The 17,034-nt window shown below is 72.1% G+C and carries 10 protein-coding genes and 1 tRNA gene; 3 read left to right on the top strand and 8 right to left on the bottom strand.

Annotation, left to right across the window (positions count from 1 at the left end; all coding sequences use genetic code 11):
- The first annotated feature begins 574 nt into the window (after positions 1 to 574).
- The 3 genes from WME73_RS48015 to WME73_RS48005 all read left to right on the top strand — a co-directional run bounded on the left by WME73_RS48015 (position 575) and on the right by WME73_RS48005 (position 5,547).
- Complete coding sequence (locus WME73_RS48015) at positions 575 to 3,421, top strand: PAS domain-containing hybrid sensor histidine kinase/response regulator (RefSeq protein ID WP_437742991.1); 2,847 nt, start codon at positions 575 to 577, stop codon at positions 3,419 to 3,421.
- 75 nt (positions 3,422 to 3,496) lie between these two features.
- A complete protein-coding gene (locus WME73_RS48010) occupies positions 3,497 to 3,913 on the top strand; it encodes a response regulator (RefSeq protein ID WP_437296506.1) in 417 nt (138 codons plus the stop codon).
- Entirely contained in the window at positions 3,910 to 5,547 is a 1,638-nt protein-coding gene (locus WME73_RS48005) for an ATP-binding protein (protein ID WP_437742990.1), read from the top strand. The genes WME73_RS48010 and WME73_RS48005 overlap by 4 nt, the downstream gene beginning before the upstream one ends.
- 6 nt (positions 5,548 to 5,553) lie before the next feature.
- On the opposite strand, the gene WME73_RS48000 is transcribed toward WME73_RS48005, so the two are convergent.
- The 8 genes from WME73_RS48000 to WME73_RS47965 all read right to left on the bottom strand — a co-directional run bounded on the left by WME73_RS48000 (position 5,554) and on the right by WME73_RS47965 (position 16,728).
- On the bottom strand, positions 5,554 to 6,177 hold the full coding sequence (locus WME73_RS48000) for a methyltransferase (protein ID WP_437913962.1): 624 nt from the start codon (positions 6,175 to 6,177) through the stop codon (positions 5,554 to 5,556).
- Positions 6,174 to 9,368 carry an efflux RND transporter permease subunit gene (locus tag WME73_RS47995; protein ID WP_437913961.1) on the bottom strand — a complete coding sequence of 1,065 codons (3,195 nt, stop codon included), beginning with the start codon at positions 9,366 to 9,368 and terminating at the stop codon, positions 6,174 to 6,176. The genes WME73_RS48000 and WME73_RS47995 overlap by 4 nt, the downstream gene beginning before the upstream one ends.
- A gap of 16 nt (positions 9,369 to 9,384) precedes the next feature.
- Positions 9,385 to 10,785, bottom strand: a complete 1,401-nt coding sequence (locus tag WME73_RS47990) for an efflux RND transporter periplasmic adaptor subunit (RefSeq protein WP_437913960.1) — start codon at positions 10,783 to 10,785, stop codon at positions 9,385 to 9,387.
- On the bottom strand, positions 10,782 to 12,038 hold the full coding sequence (locus tag WME73_RS47985) for a TolC family protein (protein ID WP_437913959.1): 1,257 nt from the start codon (positions 12,036 to 12,038) through the stop codon (positions 10,782 to 10,784). The genes WME73_RS47990 and WME73_RS47985 overlap by 4 nt, the downstream gene beginning before the upstream one ends.
- 164 nt (positions 12,039 to 12,202) lie before the next feature.
- Positions 12,203 to 12,592: a hypothetical protein gene (locus tag WME73_RS47980; RefSeq protein WP_437913958.1), complete on the bottom strand. Its 390-nt coding sequence runs from the start codon at positions 12,590 to 12,592 to the stop codon at positions 12,203 to 12,205.
- Positions 12,593 to 13,357: 765 nt separating this feature from the next.
- Positions 13,358 to 13,439, bottom strand: a tRNA-Leu gene (locus tag WME73_RS47975).
- Between the two features lie 223 nt (positions 13,440 to 13,662).
- Positions 13,663 to 14,895, bottom strand: coding sequence for an ATP-binding protein (locus WME73_RS47970; RefSeq protein ID WP_437913957.1), 1,233 nt, complete (start codon positions 14,893 to 14,895; stop codon positions 13,663 to 13,665).
- Between the two features lie 57 nt (positions 14,896 to 14,952).
- A complete protein-coding gene (locus tag WME73_RS47965) occupies positions 14,953 to 16,728 on the bottom strand; it encodes a carboxypeptidase-like regulatory domain-containing protein (RefSeq protein ID WP_437742983.1) in 1,776 nt (591 codons plus the stop codon).
- Positions 16,729 to 17,034: the final 306 nt, after the last annotated feature.

Below are 17,034 nucleotides of genomic sequence, written 5' to 3'. Positions count from 1 at the left end.
CAGCGCTTCGATGCTGCGTTGTTGCAGCGATTGCAGCGGTTACGTCGTTACGTCGCTACGTCGCTACGTCGCTACGTCGCTACGTCATTGCAGCCGACGTGCCGCGACATCGCGAGTTCCCCGGATCGCGGAGCGCCCGGGTGCCCCGGCGGCTCGCTGCAGATGCCGCCGCACGACACGGGCGGGCGGGGTAACTGCGACAAATTGCCTCACTCGTGACGTCGCGCACCGCGCATCATCTCGTTCATCGGCTGGCCGATCTCGGCACAACGCTTGCTCGCGCCTTGGCTTGTGCTGGCGAGGTGGAAGTCAGGCTCAGCTCAAGGCCGGTGTCGAGATCGACGCCGACGGAGAGCCGGCCGCGGCCGTCTCAGGAGGGTGGCGGCCGGCCGTCCGAGGCCGGGTGAGCCGCGCTGGCGGTGCGCCTTGTGGCGCTCGGTCAGCTCTCCGAAGATACCGTGCTCGCCGATGCCACCCGCGCCGCCGATCGCCCACCATCGCTCGCCGCTCGCTGTCCAGGCCCCCTGACGGCGACGTCTGCCGAGGTCGGGCTCCCGACGCGAACGATCCGATCATGACGATCCCGCTCTCCACGCTCATCAGGACCCGCCGCGAGGCCATCATCGAGCGGTTCGTGGGCGAGCTGCGCAAGCGGAGCGCGGCGGTGCGCAACATGCCGAAGCCGCTCATCATCAACTCGCTGCCGAGCTTCCTCGACGAGGTGGCCGCCAGCCTGGAGCAACGCGCGTCGACGGCCGGCAGCAAGGAGGCCGCGCGCGAGCACGGCGAGATGCGCTGGGAGAACGGGCTCGACCTGGGCGTGATGGTCCGCGAGTACGGCGTCCTCCGGCAATCCATCCTCCGCGAGCTGGAGGAGGCGGGGATCACGCCGGATCTGCGGGAGATCGAGGCGCTCTCCGAGCGCGTGGACGCGGGCATCGCCCAGGCGGTAAGCGAGCACACGAGGCTCCAGCTGGAGGCGATCGAGACCGAGCGCAGGCGCACCGAGATCGAGCGAGGCAGGAGCGGCTCGCTGCTCGCGCAGGCGCCCGCGCCGATCTGCTTCCTCAAGGGCGCGGCGCTCGTGTTCGAGCTCGCGAACCCGCTCTTCTGCCGCATGGTCGGCCGCGACGATCTCCTCGGCAAGCCGCTCGTCGAGGCGGTCCCGGAGCTGCGCGGGCAGCCGCTGCACGCGCAGCTCGAGGCCGTCCTGGCGAGCGGCGAGCCGAGCGTGGCGAGCGAGATCCCGGTGCGGATCACGCGCTGGACCGGCGAGACGGTCGAGCGGCTGTACAACGTCCTGTGCAAGCCGGTGCACGACGTGAGCGGCGCCGTGGAGGGCGTCATGGTGACGGCGTTCGACGTGACCGAGCAGATCGGCGCGCGCCGGAAGGCCGAGCGGCTCGCGCTCGAGCTCCAGCAGAGCGTGGCCCAGCGCCTGCGCGCGGAGCAGGCGCTCCGCGTGAACGAGGAGCGCTTCCGCAAGGCGCTCCGGGGGTCGCCGGTCATGGTGTTCACCCAGGACCGGGACCTGCGCTACACGTGGATGCACAACTCGTTCGGCAAGTCCGAGCGCGAGGTGCTCGGGAAGACCGACGGGGAGGTGCTGGAGGACCCGGAGGCCGCGAGGTCGCTCGATCGGACGAAGCGCGACGTGCTCGCCAGCGGCGTCGGCCAGCGGCGCGAGATCGCGGTGCACGCCGGCGGGCGCACCCAGCACATCGACGTCTCGATCGAGCCGCTGGCCGATGACACGGGCGAGATCATCGGCATCACCTGCACGGCGACGGACATCACGGAGCGGAAGTCGATCGAGCAGGCGCTGCGGGCGAGCGAGGCGAGGTTCCGCACCGTGCAGGAGGCGTCGCCCGACGGGTTCATGATGCTGCGCAGCGTGCGCGACGCGTCCGGGGCGATCTCCGACTTCGAGTGGGTCTACGTGAACCCGGCCACGGGGCCGATCGTCGGGGGCCGGGGCAAGGATCTGGAGGGCAAGCGGCTCTTGATCGAGGTCCCTGGCAGCGCGCTCGCGAGCGCGTTCGACGCGTGCGCGCGCGTCGTGGAGACCGGGGAGCCCGCGCGGGTCGAGCTCTTCTGCGCGCACGAGGGCGCTCCGCGGACGTTCCGCGCCATCGCCGTGGCGCTGGGCGACGGCGTCGGCCTCTCGTTCCACGACATCACGGAGCAGAAGCGCACCGACGCCGAGCGCGCCCAGCTCCTCGATCAGGAGCAGCGCGCGCGCCAGCACGCCGAGCAGCTGAACCGGCTCAAGGACGAGTTCCTCGCGACGGTGTCGCACGAGCTCAGGACGCCGCTCCAGTCGATCCTGGGCTGGGCGCGGATCCTCCGGACGGGCGAGGTGGACGCCGAGTCGCTCGAGCGGGGGCTCGCCACGATCGAGCGCAACGCGAAGGCGCAGTCGCAGCTCATCGAGGACGTCCTCGACGCCTCGACGATCATCGCGGGGAAGCTGCAGCTCCGGACCGATCCGGTCGACGTGCGGCAGGTGCTCGCCACGGCGCTCGACCTGGTGCGCCCGGCGGCGCTGGCGAAGGGCGTCGCGGTCGACACCTCCGTCGCCGACGACGTGGGCATCTTCCTCGGCGACGCGGAGAGGCTCCAGCAGGTCGTCTGGAACCTGCTCACGAACGCGGTGAAGTTCACGCCGTCCGGGGGCCGGGTGCGGGCCCTCGCCCGGCGCGTCGAGGCGACGCTCGAGGTCGAGGTGGAGGACAACGGCGAGGGCATCCCGAAGAGCTTCCTGCCGTTCCTGTTCGAGCGGTTCCGGCAGGCGGACGGGGGGATGACCCGGGCCCACGGCGGGCTCGGGCTCGGCCTCGCCATCGTGCGTCACCTGGCGGAGGCGCAGGGCGGCAGCGTGCACGCCGAGAGCGACGGAGAGGGCAAGGGCGCGCGCTTCCGGGTCCGGCTGCCGATCCGCGCCGATGCGCCCGCGGCGCCGCCGTCGCCGCAGCGCCGGGGCGGCGAGGCGCCGGGGGGCGCCGCGCGGCGCGTGCTCGAGGGCATCCGGGTCCTCGTGGTCGACGACGAGACCGACGCCCGCGAGCTGCTCGGCATCATCTTCGTGCGCGCCGGCGCGACGGTGAGCGAAGCGGCCTCAGCAGGCGCGGCGCTCGAGGCCCTCCACATGGGCGAGTTCGACGTGCTCGTGAGCGACATCGGCATGCCGGGCGAGGACGGTTACGCGATGATGCGGCGGCTGCGCGCCCTGGGGACCGACGTCCCCGCGAGCGGCATACCGGCGCTCGCGCTCACCGCGTACACGCGCATGGAGGACCGCCGCCAGGCGATCGCCGCCGGCTTCCAGATGCACCTGGCCAAGCCCATCGAGCCGAACAGCCTGGTGACCGCGGTCGCGCACCTCGTCGGCCGCGCGGGCAAGCGTGGTAGCTGGCCGTAGCGCCGTAGCCCCTGCGCGCGGCCTCTGGTTGATGCTATCAACGAGCCTCCGCTTTGCCCCTCCACGAGGACGAGGATGGACGGTAAATTCCTGAATATTATCCTGGTCGAGGACGACACCGTCGACGTGATGAACGTCCGGAGGGCGTTCGAGAGGGGCAAGATCACGAACCCGCTCTGGGTGGCGGGCGACGGCGTGGAGGGGCTCGATCTGCTGCGCGGCAACCAGGTGCCCAGGGATCGGCGCCTCGTCCTGCTCGACCTGAACATGCCCAGGATGAACGGCATCGAGTTCCTCCGCGAGCTCCGGGCCGACGTCTCGCTGCGAGCGACGCCCGTCGTCGTGCTGACGACCTCGAACGACGATCGGGACAAGGTGGACGCGTACGATCTGAACGTCGCGGGCTACCTGCTCAAGCCGGTGACGTTCATGAGCTTCGTCGAGCTCATGACGGCGCTGAACCGGTACTGGACGCTCGTGGAGATGCCTTGACCCCGAGGTCGGTTCGCCTCCTCGTCGTCGACGACGACACGGTCGATCGGATCGCGATCTTGCGTGCGCTGCGGAGCGGCCGCGTCGACGCCGAGATCAGGGAGGCCGATTCCGTCGATTCGGCGCTCGCGGTGCTGTACGAGCAGCAGGTCGACTGCGTGCTGCTCGACTATTACCTCCCCGGGGGCGACGGGCTCGCGGTGATCGAGGCGGCGCGCAAGGCGAAGCTCACGGCGCCGTTCATCATGCTGACCGGGCAGGGTGACGAGTCGCTCGCGGTCGATCTGATGAAGCGGGGCGCGGCGGACTACGTGCCGAAGAACCTGCTGACGCCCGAGCGGCTGGTGCAGAGCCTGCGCCACGTCCTGCGGCTGAGCGAGGCGGAGCGCCGCGAGGAGGAGGCGCGCAGGGCGCTCGCCCGCCACGCGAACCAGCTCGCGCAGCTCACCGAGGCGACGCTGCGCATCCACCGGTCGCTCTCGCTGAACGAGCTGATCCAGCGCACCACCGACGAGGCGCGCGCGCTGCTCGACGCGGGCGTCGCGGCCTCGCGGCTTTCGGCGCGGGGCGTGGAGCAGCGGCCTCTGACGGGCATCTCGCTGTCCGAGGAGTACGCCGCGCGGGAGGACCGCGACGGCATCCGCGAGGTCGCGCTCGGCCTGATCGAGCGGAGGAGCACCGGCGTCCGGCTGACGGGCGACGAGATCGCGAGCGATCCGACGTGCGCCGACGTGCTCTCGCGCGCGCCGGCCGAGCTCCACCCGCGCTCGCTCCTCGCGGCGCCGCTGCGCGGCCGGGACGGCCAGTGCATCGGGAGCATCCAGCTGCTCGATCGGCGCGACGGCCCCTTCGTGGAGAGCGACGAGGTGCTGCTGACCCAGCTCGCGCAGTCGGCGTCCGTCGCCCTGGAGAACGCGCGGCTCTACAACGAGGCGCAGGCCGCGACGCGCGCCCGGGACGACCTCCTGGCGATCGTGTCGCACGATCTCCGGAACCCGCTCAACACGATCGCGATCACGGCGTCGCTGCTGCGGAGCGATCTGCTCCAGCGGAAGGACGGCGACGACGACGACGCCGTCCAGCTCGTCGACCGCATGGACCGCGGCATCCAGAGCATGACGCGGCTCATCGAGGATCTGCTCGACGCGTCGCGCATCGAGGCGGGGCGGCTCGTTGTGTCGCCGAGGGTGGAGCGGGGCGGGACGCTCGTCCGCGAGGCGCTCGACGCCGCCGCGTCGCTCGCGGAGGCGAAGGGCTGCCGGGTGACGCAGGGGCCGCTCGACGCGGGCCTGGAGGTCCTCGCCGACCGGGATCGCGTGCTCCAGGTCTTCTCGAACCTGCTCGGCAACGCGCTGAAGTTCACGCCGAGGGGCGGCGTCGTGAGCGTGTCGCTCTGCCGGGTCGCTGACAGCGCGCGCTTCTCGGTGGCCGATACGGGCCCGGGCATCCCTCCCGAGCACCAGCCGCACCTCTTCGATCGCTACTGGAAGGCCGCGCAGGAGTCGCGCACCGGGGCGGGGCTGGGCCTCTACATCGCGCGCGGCATCGTCGAGGCGCACCACGGGACCATGGCGGTCGAGAGCGCCCCGGGCCAGGGGACGACGATCCACTTCTCGCTGCCCCTGGCGAGCTGAGGGGCGTCAGGGCGACGGCGGCGCGCTCCCTCGGCCGATCCCGGGCAGGAAGCGGCCGACCTTCGCGCAGTAGGCCGCGTACGCGCCGCCGTGGGTGCGCAAGAGGTACGGCTCCTCGACGAGGCGGACCTGCAGCTCGATCGCGATGATCAGCGCGACGAGCGAGGCGAGCGCGGCCGCGTTCGGGAGGATCAGCAGCAGCCCGAGCGCGGCCAGCATCATGAAGCTGAAGACGGGGTTCCGCACCACCGCGAACGGGCCTCCGGTGACGAGTCCCGTGCGCTCCGCCTCGCGGACGCCGACGCGCCAGGACGCGCCCATCGCGCCCTGGGACCAGAGCGTACCGAGCGTCCCCGAGATCGTCATGGCCGCGCCGAGGCCGACGAGGGGCGAGCCGGGATCGGCGAGGGGCCCGATCCAGGCCGCGAGCTCCGCGACGGGGGCCAGCGCTCCCAGGACGAGCGCGATCACGAAGAGCACGCCGCCGAGCCACGGCAGCGACCCGGGTGGCCCCGAGATGCCACGGAAGCCCGCCGATCCCGTCGCGCGGAGCTGCCTGAGCGAGCGCCATCCGAACGCGAGCGCAAGGTAGATCCCGTAGAGAACGAGGGCGAGCCAGGGTCGGTTCATGTCGAGCTTTCCTGTCGATGGGTCAGCCGGTAGAGGACCGGCAGGACGACGAGCGTGAGCGTCGTGGACGAGAGGATCCCGCCGATGACGACCGTCGCGAGCGGGCGCTGCACCTCGGAGCCGGTGCCGGTGGCGAGCGCCATCGGGACGAAGCCGAGCGCCGCGACGAGCGCCGTCATGAGCACGGGGCGGAGCCGCGCGATCGAGCCGTGGAGCACGGCGTCGTCGAGCGCCTCGCCGCGCTGCCGCAGGTTCTCGATGAACGTCACCATCACGAGCCCGTTCAGCACGGCGACGCCCGAGAGCGCGATGAAGCCCACGGCCGCCGAGATCGAGAGCGGGAGCCCGCGGCCCCAGAGCGCGAGGACGCCGCCGGTGAGCGCGAGCGGGACGCCGGTGAAGATCAGCGCGGCGTTCCTGAGCGTCCCGACGGAGAGGAAGAGCAGGCCGAAGATCAGCCCGAGCGCCCCAGGGACCACCACGGCGAGGCGCCGCTGGGCGGCGAGCATGTTCTCGAACTGGCCGCCCCAGGACATCCAGTAGCCCGGCGGGAGCTTGATCTCGGCGTCGATCCGCGCCTCGGCGTCGGCGACGAAGCCGCCGAGGTCGCGCCCGCGCACGTTGCACTGGACGACGACGCGGCGCTTGCCGCTCTCCCGGCTGACCTGGTTCGGGCCCTCTTCCACGCCGATCTTCGCCACCGCGCCGAGCGGCACGAACGCCGCCCGCTCGAGCGCGCCGGCCGCGGCGGCGATGGTGGGGCCGCTCGGCCCGGTCGCGTGGCCCCCCTTGCTCCGGAGCGGGATCGGGAGCCGCTCGAGGGCCCCGATGTCGCGGCGGATGGAGTCGGGCAGCCGGAGCACCAGATCGAAGCGCTTGTCCCCCTCGAAGACCTCACCGGCGCTCACGCCCCCGATCGCTGCCTCGACGACCGCCTGCACGTCGGCGACGTTGAGCCCGTAGCGGGCCACCATGCGCCGATCCACGTCGATGGTCAGCACCGGCAGGCCCGTGACCTGCTCCACCTTGACGTCGGCGGCGCCCGGCGTCGCCCCGAGGAGCGCGCCGATCCTGCTGGCCTCCTTGAGCATCACGTCGAGGTCGTCGCCGAAGACCTTGACCGCGACGTCGCTCCGCACGCCGCTGATGAGCTCATTGAACCGGAGCTCGATCGGCTGGCTGAACTCGTAGTTCTGCCCCGGCAGCTCGTGGATCACCGCCTCGATGGCCTCGGCGAGCTCCTCCTGCGTCTTCGCCTTCTTCCACGCGCTCCGCGGCCGCAGCATCAGGTAGGTGTCGGAGACGTTCGGGCCCATCGGATCGGTCGCGACCTCGGCCGTCCCGGTCCTCGCGAAGACGTGCTCGATCTCGTCCGGGAACCGCTCCCTGAGGAGGCGCTCGAGCTGCGCCTGCATGGCCACGCTCGTCGTGAGGCTGATCGACGGGATGCGCGCCGGCTGGAGCGCGAGCGCCCCCTCGCTCAGCTTGGGGGCGAACTCGCTGCCGAGCCCCGCGGCGACCAGGCCGGAGGCGGCGAGGACGACGCCCGCGATCGCGACCACGATCGGCCTGTGGGACAGCGCCCAGGCGAGCGCCCTCCCGTAGGCGCGCTTCGCGTGGTGAAAGAGGAGGTTCTCCTTCTCCGACACGTTGCCCTTGAGGAGCAGCGCCACGAGCGCCGGGATGAACGTCATCGACAGGATCGTCGCCCCCGCGAGCGCCAGGACGACGGTCTGCGCCATCGGCCGGAACATCTTCCCCTCGATGCCGGTCAGCGTGAGGATGGGCAGGTAGACGATCGCGATGATGAGCTCACCGAAGATCGTCGCCTGACGGACCTCCTGGGACGCCTCGTAGGCGAGGTCGAGCCGCTCTTCCCGGGTGAGCACGCGCCCGAGCCGGCGCTGCTCCTCGGCGAAGCGCCGCACGCAGTTCTCGACGATGATCACCGAGCCGTCGACGATGAGCCCGAAGTCGATGGCGCCGAGGCTCATCAGGTTGCCGCTGATCTTGCTCTCGACCATGCCGGTGACGGCGATCAGCATCGAGAACGGGATCGCGAGCGCGGCGATGAGCGCGGCCCGGAGGTTGCCGAGCAGGAGGAAGAGCACCACGACGACCAGCGCCGCCCCTTCGAGAAGGCTGTTCCTGACGGTGCTCAGGGTGGCGTCGACGAGGTACGTGCGGTCGTAGACGGTCTTGACCGTCACGCCCGCGGGCAGCGACTTGTTGACCGCCTTGATCTGGTCGTCCACCCGCCTGGAGACGGCGCGGCCGTTCTCGCCGACGAGCATGATGGCCGTGCCGATGACCGCTTCTTCTCCGTCCTCGGTGGCCGCCCCCGTGCGGAGCTCCTGGCCGATGCTGACCTCGGCGACGTCCTCGATCCGGATCGGCGCCTCGCGGTGGTTGCCGACGACGATGCCCCGGATGTCGTCCTCGCTCTGCACGAGGCCCGTGGCGCGGACGAGGTACTGCTCGCCCTTGTGCTCGATGTATCCTCCGCCCGCGTTGGCGTTGTTGCCCGCGAGGGCCTCGAGCACGTCGCGGAACGAGAGCCCGTAGCCGACGAGCTTCGCCGGATCCGGCGAGACCTGGTACAGCCGCTCGTGGCCGCCGATCGAGTTGACCTCCGTCACCCCAGGCACGGTCCGGACCTGCGGCCGCACGATCCAGTCCTGGATCGTGCGTAGGTCGGTGAGGTCGTACGGCTTGCCGTCGGGCCGCCTGGCGTCCGGCGCGGCCTCGAGGGTCCACATGTAGATCTCGCCGAGGCCGGTCGCGATGGGGCCCAGCTGCGGCTCGCCGAGCCCTGGCGGCAGGCTCTCCTTCGCGGCGCCCAGGCGCTCGGCCACGAGCTGCCTCGCCCAGTAGATGTCGGTGCCGTCCTCGAAGATCACCGTCACCTGGGAGAGCCCGTAGCGGGACAGCGAGCGCACCTGCTGGACGCCCGGGATCCCGCCCATGGCCCACTCGATGGGGAAGGTGATCTGGCGCTCGACCTCCACGGGGGAGAGCGCCTTGACCGACGTGTTGATCTGCACCTGGACGTTGGTGATGTCCGGGACCGCGTCGATCGGCAGGCGGGTGAAGTTGTAGGCCCCGAGCGCGCCGACCGCGAGGGTGATGGCGACGACGAGGAAGCGATGGCGGATCGAGACGGACAGGAGCCGCGAGAGCAAGGTGAGCATGGGGTCCTCGCGCTCCTCAGTGCTGGTGTCCGGCCTCGGATTTGCCGAGCTCCGCCTTGAGGATGAAGCTGTTCTTGCCGACGTAGCGCTCGCCGGCCGCGACGCCGGCCTCGATCTCGACGACCGGCGCGCCGCGCGGCGGTTCGACGGCGGGGGCCGCGGGCCGCCCGCCTGCGCCCTCCGGTTCGGCGTTCGGGGCTCCGGGTCGCCTATCGACGCCCTGCGCCCCGAACCCCACCCCGCTCGTGCCACGGCGCCCGATCTTCACGGGGCGGGCCTCGAAGGCGTCGCCTTCCTCGACGAAGACGACGTCCTTGCCCTCGACCCGCTGGATGGCCTCCTCGGAGACGACCACGGGCGCGGCCGCCTCCTCGACGGCGATGTCGGCGGTCGCGAAGAGCCCGGGGCGCCACGCAGCGCCCGGGCTCTGGAGGACGACGCGGGCCACGGCGGAGCGGCTCTGCTCATCGACGACCTGCCCGAGGTACGCCAGCGTGCCCTGCGCGCTCTGCTCGATCCCCTCGGCCTTGACCCAGGCCGTCTGGCCGATCCGCGCGCGGCTGAGGTCCTTGGCGTAGACGGTGACGTTGACCCAGATGGTGGACAGGTCGGCGATCACGAAGACCTGGGTGTCTTCCTTGAGCACCTCGCCGATGGCGATGTGCTTCTCGATGATGGTGCCGTCGATGGGGGCGACCAGCGCGTAACCGCTGCCCTTGCCCGCGCCCGAGCCCGCGGCGGCGTTGAGCTTCTGGGCGGCGCTGCGGTGCTCGATCCGCGCCTCGGCGACGGCCTGCCTGGCCGCGAGGTACTCCTTCTCGGCCGAGATGCGCTCCTTCCAGAGCGCCTCGTGGCGCGTGAAGCTCGCCTCGGCGAGGGAGAGGCGCTCCTTGGCCGCCAGGAGCTCGCGCTGGAGCTCGGCGAGCTCGCGGCTATCGAGCACGGCGAGCACCTCTCCTCGCGTGACCGTGTCGCCCAGCTGCTTCTTCACCTCTCGCGCCGTCCCCGGCACGCGGGGCGTGACGTGCGCGATGGCCTCCGCGTTGAGCGCGACCTCGCCGGGGAGGGTGACCGTCACCGCGACGTTGCCCGGTCCGGCGGTGAGCATCTCCAGCCCGGCGTTCTGGATCATCGCGGGCGACAGCTTGAGCCTGTCGCCGTGGGCGTGCGCTCCCCCGGGCTCGTCCGGCGCGTGCTTCTCCGCGTGGTCGTGATCGCGGTCGTGGCCATCGCCGTGCGCTCCCTCCTCCTCGCCGTGCTGATGCCCGTCGTGCTCCTCGTGGCCGGCCTCGCGGTCGTGCCCGTGGCGTCCATGCTCGACGCGCACCGTGATGGCGACGGCCGCGACGACGAGCGCCAGGGCCGCGGCGGCGATCACCTTCGGGGAAAGCTCTATCTTCCGCGGAGGAGCGCTCATCGGGGCGCCCTCCCCGCGGCGACCAGGAGCTCGATCTTGGCCGCCGCGTGGGCGTGCTCGGCCTCCAGCAGCGCCGCCTCGGCGTCGATGACCTCACGCCGCACCAGGAGGACGCTCGCGAGATCTTTCTCGCCGAGCTCGTACCCTCGCGCCGAGATCGCGGCCGCCTGTTCCATGAGGGTGGCCGTCGGTGTCAGCGCGTGGAGGGCCTCTTTCGTCGCCTTGTAACGCGCGTAGAGCTGGGTGATGTGGCCCGCGGCGCCGGTCCGCGCGGCCTCGGCGCGGGCCTGGGCGACCTCGATCTCCGCGGCGGCGGTCGCGGCGCCGGCGCGGTTGGCGTTGAGGATCGGCAGCGGGATCGCGAGGCCGAGCATGCCGATGTTCGCGCCGTCGTCGCGCTCGACCTGGGCGACGACGTTGACGGTGGGCCACCCGGCCGCCCGCTCGCGCTCCGCCCTGGCCCGCGCGGCGTCGACCGAAGCCTCGGCGGCCCCGACATCGGGGCGCCGTCCCAGGTCGCCGAGGATCGACGCGAGCGGCGGCGGATCGTCAGGCGGCACGAGGGGCCCCTCCACCGGGGGCAGCTGCTGCGCTGCTCGCAAGGGGAGGCCGAGCAGGCCGAGGAGCGCCGCCTCGTCGGCGTCGCGTGTGCCTTCCGCCGCCTTCGCGGCCGCCTGGTCGCGCCCCTTCTGGAGCGACGCCAGGGCGACATCGACCTCCGGCACCTCGCCTGCCTTGCGCTGGCGCTCCGCGGCGGCGTGGAGCCGCTCTGCGAGCGCGACGCGGGCGCGGGCGAGCTGCACCTGCCGCTCGCCCCGGAGCACGAGGGCGTGCTGGAGCAGGGCGGCGAGCAGGACGCGGCGCCGGCCGTCCTCGGCGCCGATCTCGGCGGCGCGCTGCTCGGCCTTCGCGGCTGCGATGCGCTCGCCTCGCTGGCCGCCGAGCTCGATCGGCCACGCGAGGGACGCCGAAACGGCCACTGGCTTGCTCCCGTCGGGGTTGAGCCGAACGCCGCCCATGCCGGTCAGCACGGGGTTCTCGAGGGAGATCGCGCCAGCGGCCGAGGTCGCGGCGCGGGCGACGCCGGCCTCCGCCGTGGCCACGCGCGCGCTCGGGGCTGCGCGGGCGAGGTCGGCGACGCGGGCGCGGGTGAGGGGCGGCTCTGCGGCGAGGGCCGCCGGAGGCGCGATCGACAGGAGGTGCAGGGCGAGCGAGGTAGCGACGAACAGACGACGCACGGGGGGACGGAACATGGACGGACAGCCCTCGAGCGCGTGGAGCGCTCGCGCGAAGAACCGCGGTTGTGCCCGGTCAGGATCGCGTGAGAGGGCCGAGCTCACGGCGGCGGGGCGCAGGGGCGCTCAAACGCCTGTGCGCTGCTGCCGTGCTCGCGGGTGCGACACCTGACGAGGGCGCCTCAGGCGCGCGGGTGTCGGGGTGGCCGTTCGAGGCGGTGAGGGAGGCTGCGCCCTGGCATTTCCGGCAGCGTCGACGCGGCGATCTCGTACGCCTCCAGGAGGATGTAGGGCACCGCGGCGCCGACGGACAGCGTCATGGGGATACGACCACAAGCGCAGTCGCTGCAGCTGGGCGGACAGTCCTCGTGGGAGCTGTCCGGCGCCGCGTCCTCCTCGTGATGGGCCGACGACGCCTCGAGCATCGGGTGCTCGCAAGCGATCGTCATGCCGAGCGCCTGGAGGGTGTGGCCCTGCGCCATGAGACCGACGACGAGCAGCACCGGGAGCGCGGCGCGGATCCAGCGAAGGATCGCGCTGCGGTCACGATGGGGTCGCCGGAGGCGGAACATCCGATGCGAGCGTGGGGGAGGACCAGACGGGCGTCAAGGAAGGCGTTCGATCGAGCCCGACCAGGCCGCTCGGCGACCGATGCAAGCCTGTGCACGCCGTCGACGCGCGCCCGAACGGAGGATTGAGCAGGAATGCGCACGACACGGCCATCGTGGCCCCCTGGACTCCACGCTGGAACATGCTGAGTGGACCCTCCACGAACAGCATGGGTCCGCGTTCAAAGCGCCCCTGCCGCGGACACCCCGCGCGCACAACCGATGGATCGATTGGCGTCAACGCCAGTGCGATAGGGACATGCACCATCGTCCGTCTCGAGCGAGTCTGCGAGGATCACCAGGACCCGACAGCCAGCGAGAAGCCTCGGGGGCAGCCGCCGAAACAACACGTCGGCCAACCGCTCGGAGGAGCCCTGAGGGCTCCCAGGCGCGCTCTCCTGTGCATCCCCGGCGCGAGCTCGTGTGCATCCCCGGCGCGAGCTCGTGTGACATTCGCCCCGAACAGGCGGTCTGTCGCACGCCCCCCGGAGCGCCACTCCCCACGCGGCATGTGCTGCCCGCATGCATCACCCTGCGTCCAGCTGGGCGCAGACGAGCGCTCAGCGGTGCCAGGGCAAGCCGTCGAGACTCAGACGCGCGCTCCGAAACCGGGCGGCCCCGTCAAGACACAAGGGCAGCGTCACCGGTACCGCACACAAGCCGAGGCAATGCGCTCAGCCATGTGTGCACAAGGAGTGGAGAACGAGGCGTCGAGAGAGAGACAGGGAGTGCGAAGGGGGGGACTTGAACCCCCACGGTGTTACCCGCTAGCACCTCAAGCTAGTGCGTCTGCCAATTCCGCCACCTTCGCGAGTGCGGTTGCGGGACGGAACCTACCCAGCTGGCCGGGGAAGTCAAGCTAATCCTCACAACGTCGTCACACGGCGCAGCGCCCGCGCTGATCAGCCCGGCGCGGCGGCCTCGCGGCCTCGACCGATCGCCGGTTGCCACGGCTGCGCGCGCGACCGGAGCGCGCACCCGAGGAGCACGCCCGCACCGCGCGGAGCGCTGCGCGCACCTCGCCCGCGGGCTCTTCAGCGGACGAGCGCCTCGACGATCTCGCGGATCTCGAACGGCTTGCGCACCCAGGAGACGCCGGCGTTCGCAGGGAGAGGATCGGCGCCGGCGCTGCCGGACATGACCACGAGCCGCACGTCCGGGTTGGCCCTGCGCACGGCGGAGACGGTGCCGAGGATGTCCTGCTGGATGGGCGAGATGTCGAGCAGCGCAGCCTGGAACGGCCCGGAGGCGAGGGCCCCCGGGAGCTCGACCGCGCTCTGCACGCTGACGATGCTCGCGCCGCGCGCGGTGAGCGCCGTGTCGAGCAGATCCACCACCGCGTCGTCGTCCTCGACCACCAGGATCCTGACGCCATCAAGGATCGTCCCGTGCTGCGGCGGCGACGTCATGTTCCGCGGCACAGGCGGCTTTTCCTCGGCTCCTGCTTCGCCGGGCGGGGCGTCGGCGGGCGGCGTGTCCTCGGCGGGCCAGCGCAGCTCGAAGCGAGCGCCTTCCTCCGAAGGCACGAGCGCGAGCGCGCCGCCGGCAGCGCTCGCCAGCGCTGCGGAGTGGCGGAGACCGATGCCCGCTCCGCCAGGCCGCGTCGAGACGCCGGAGCTCAGCAGCGTCGCTCGGCGCGACAGCGGGACGCCGGGCCCCTGGTCCGCGACGCCGATGACGACCGCGGCGCCCTCCAGCCTGGCATCGACACGGACGGACGAGCCGCGGGGCGACAGCGCCACGGCGTTGAGCAGGAGGTTCGTCAAGATCTGCACGACCGCAGCGCCGTTGCTCACGCCGGTGCGCGCGACCGCGGGCTCGATCACCGCGCGGAGCGCGATCGCCGAGCGGCGCGCCTCGGGCTCGAGCCCCATCACGGCGTCGTCGATGACGTCGGCGATCAGGCGCGCCGGCTCCCCCAGCGGCCTCGACGCGACCTCGCCGTCGCCGGCCGGACGCCCCTCGGCGCCGATGGCCCGCCGGATCAGGCGGCGAGCGTCGCGGGCGCGGGACGCGGCGACGCCGAGCGCGCGGCCCAGCTCGGGGCCTTGCTCGCCCTGCGCGCGCTCGATGCACCCCACGATGACCGTGAGCGCGTTGGAGACCTCGTGCAGCGCGATCGCGAGCTCCTGCGCAGACGGAAGCGAGGTCCCGGTCGCGCGCTCCTCGTCGGCGCGCTGGCCCAGGTCGCCGCGCAGAGGAGGCGCGAGGGTCAGGCCATCCTCGGTTGAAGGCTCCGATGTCCCACCGCGCGTCGGCTGCGCCACGGGCGTTAGCCTATCTCGCTCCGCGCTGAGCTGGTACCGCCCTTTTTCGCTCCGACTTCACCGGGACATCGATGGGGGGAGCGGCAGTACATAGGAGCCATCGGCCGCCGACCGGGTCTCGCCGATCTGGATGCCCCTCGTCTCCGGCGCTGTCGCGCCCTGGACCGGCAGCCAGGCCACGACCGTGGCGTCGCCGAGCCGGGCGCCCGACGCGTCGCGGACGACGCCCTGGAGCACGGCCGGGAACGAGATGGCGAGCTCGAGGTCGGTGACCGCGGCGTCCATCGCAGAGACCGTTAGGCGCGGCCTGACGAGCCACGGGAAGGCGGAGCCGGGCGTCGGGCGGACCGAGAAGTCGAACTCCCCTGGGTCGATGCCGATCGAGAACGCGCCCTCACGGAGGACCCCGGACGCCTGCCGGGGCAGCAGCGGCCCGGGCGTCAGCACCTGGCCGATGTAGGGCGTGACCTGGCCGCGGGCAGGGACCGCGAACACGCTGGCGCCGTCCATCAACTCGCCCATGGGCCCCTGGACGCGGCCGCGCAGCGTCCCGGCCTCGGGGATGACGACCGACTGACCGCAGTAGCAGTCGTCGCCGGCGGCGAACTTGAGCGGCTGCTTGACGGCCGCCTTGGTGGTGTCGTTGATCGGCTGCGCGAAGAGGACGTACTCGCCTGGCGGGAGATCGGCACGGAAGAGGCCGTTCGCGTCGGTCTCGGTGTCCAGCTTGTAGGCGGCGGTGGGCGCCCTGTCGATGATGGCGCTCTGGATACGGACGGCGGAGAGCACCGGGTTGCCGTTCACGTCGAGCGTCTGACCTTCCACGCGGCGCGCCGCCGCGTCGAGCTGGAGGAGCGACAGGTCCAGGTTCCCCGTGGAGCCCTGGAGCGCGAGCGCAGCGAGCTCCCAGTAGACCGTGGGCCTCGGCACGCCGTCCTTCGGACGCAGCCGGATGAGCGGGCTCCTGTCCTTGTCGGTCCAGTAGAACTTCACGCTGAACCCGACCTGCGTCGCGGTCGCCGGCGGGTCGGGCTCGGCCTGTTCGAGGAGGCCTACCTGGGAGAGGACGCTGCCTGTCACCGGGTCGACGAGATCGAGCTTCCACCCGTCGACGCGCACGCCCTCAGGCACCTGCAAGCTGCCCTGGAGCACGGCGGGCGCCTCGGCGTTGATGCCGAGCGTCCACTGCTCGGGGACCACCTGGTTCGGCAGGAAGATCGGCGGGGGGATGTCGTCGAGGCAGTCGGCGCGCGCCTGCGGCATCAACGAGATGTGGTAGTCGCCTGCGGGGATCGAGAGCTGGAATCTCTGGCCGTCGATGCCGTCCGGCTCCGAGAGCGTCGAGTAGCTCTGGGTGGGCAGGCCCAGGATCGGCGCGATGCGCCGGAACTCGACCTTCACGGGGAACTGCCCGCCGGTCAGGGGAGGCAGCCCGCCGGTGCGGTTCTCGCAATAGGAGCCGCCGAGGCGCACCGTGGCCTTCACGCTCGCGGGCATGGGGATCGTGAGATCGACGGAATGCACCTGCCCGCCAGGGTCCTGAGGAGGGAAGCCGCTCGCTGCATCGATGGCGAGGAGATGGGAGACCTCCGCGCCCAGCTCGGGCGAGGCGCGCGGCCGGATCTCGAGGATGAGCCCGTCGAGGTTCGCGCTCGTCGAGACGCACGCGCGTTGCCCGCTGACATCGGCGCAGGTCGCCCCCGGGCCGCACTCGACCGACCTGTCGCAGGCGTTCAAGGGGGCGGAGTCCGCCATTTCGAGGGGAATGCCGCAGGCCACCGAGGTCGGTAGGCAGGCGAGCAGCGCGGCGCACACGACGTGTCGCGCGCTCACGACGCCCTCCTCGCCAAGGACGCAGCGCGCGCAGCGCGGAGCAGAAACCGCCCCCGTGGCGGTGCGGCGGGAGAGCGCCGCGGCTCCGCGGAGACGCCGGCGCCCCGTGGCCGCCGAGCTGAGGAGAGCGACACGCGGAGCCCGAACGGGTCCGCACCCGAGCAGGCGCAGGGGAAAATCACACCCGAACGAGAAGGCGATGTTCGTGCCAACCGACAGACGGCGTTCCGGGCAGCGTGTGGCGTGCATCCGCTCGACAGGGCGCCGCGCAACCAGCGGCGGCGCTGTGACAGCGCTGTCGCGTCG

The organism is Sorangium sp. So ce302 (assembly GCF_051530145.1).
Taxonomy (GTDB): domain Bacteria; phylum Myxococcota_A; class Polyangia; order Polyangiales; family Polyangiaceae; genus Sorangium; species Sorangium cellulosum_B.
Note: the sequence above shows the minus strand (reverse complement) of the source record. Positions and strands in the feature narration are given on the sequence as shown.

Excerpts from the sequence above, each read along its gene's own strand:
- WME73_RS48015 (WP_437742991.1), top strand. The coding sequence starts at position 575 with ATGACGATCCCGCTCTCCACGCTCATCAGGACCCGCCGCGAGGCCATC.
- WME73_RS48010 (WP_437296506.1), top strand. The coding sequence starts at position 3,497 with ATGGACGGTAAATTCCTGAATATTATCCTGGTCGAGGACGACACCGTC.
- WME73_RS48000 (WP_437913962.1), bottom strand. The coding sequence starts at position 6,177 with ATGAACCGACCCTGGCTCGCCCTCGTTCTCTACGGGATCTACCTTGCG.
- WME73_RS47995 (WP_437913961.1), bottom strand. The coding sequence starts at position 9,368 with ATGCTCACCTTGCTCTCGCGGCTCCTGTCCGTCTCGATCCGCCATCGC.
- WME73_RS47990 (WP_437913960.1), bottom strand. The coding sequence starts at position 10,785 with ATGAGCGCTCCTCCGCGGAAGATAGAGCTTTCCCCGAAGGTGATCGCC.
- WME73_RS47985 (WP_437913959.1), bottom strand. The coding sequence starts at position 12,038 with ATGTTCCGTCCCCCCGTGCGTCGTCTGTTCGTCGCTACCTCGCTCGCC.
- WME73_RS47980 (WP_437913958.1), bottom strand. The coding sequence starts at position 12,592 with ATGTTCCGCCTCCGGCGACCCCATCGTGACCGCAGCGCGATCCTTCGC.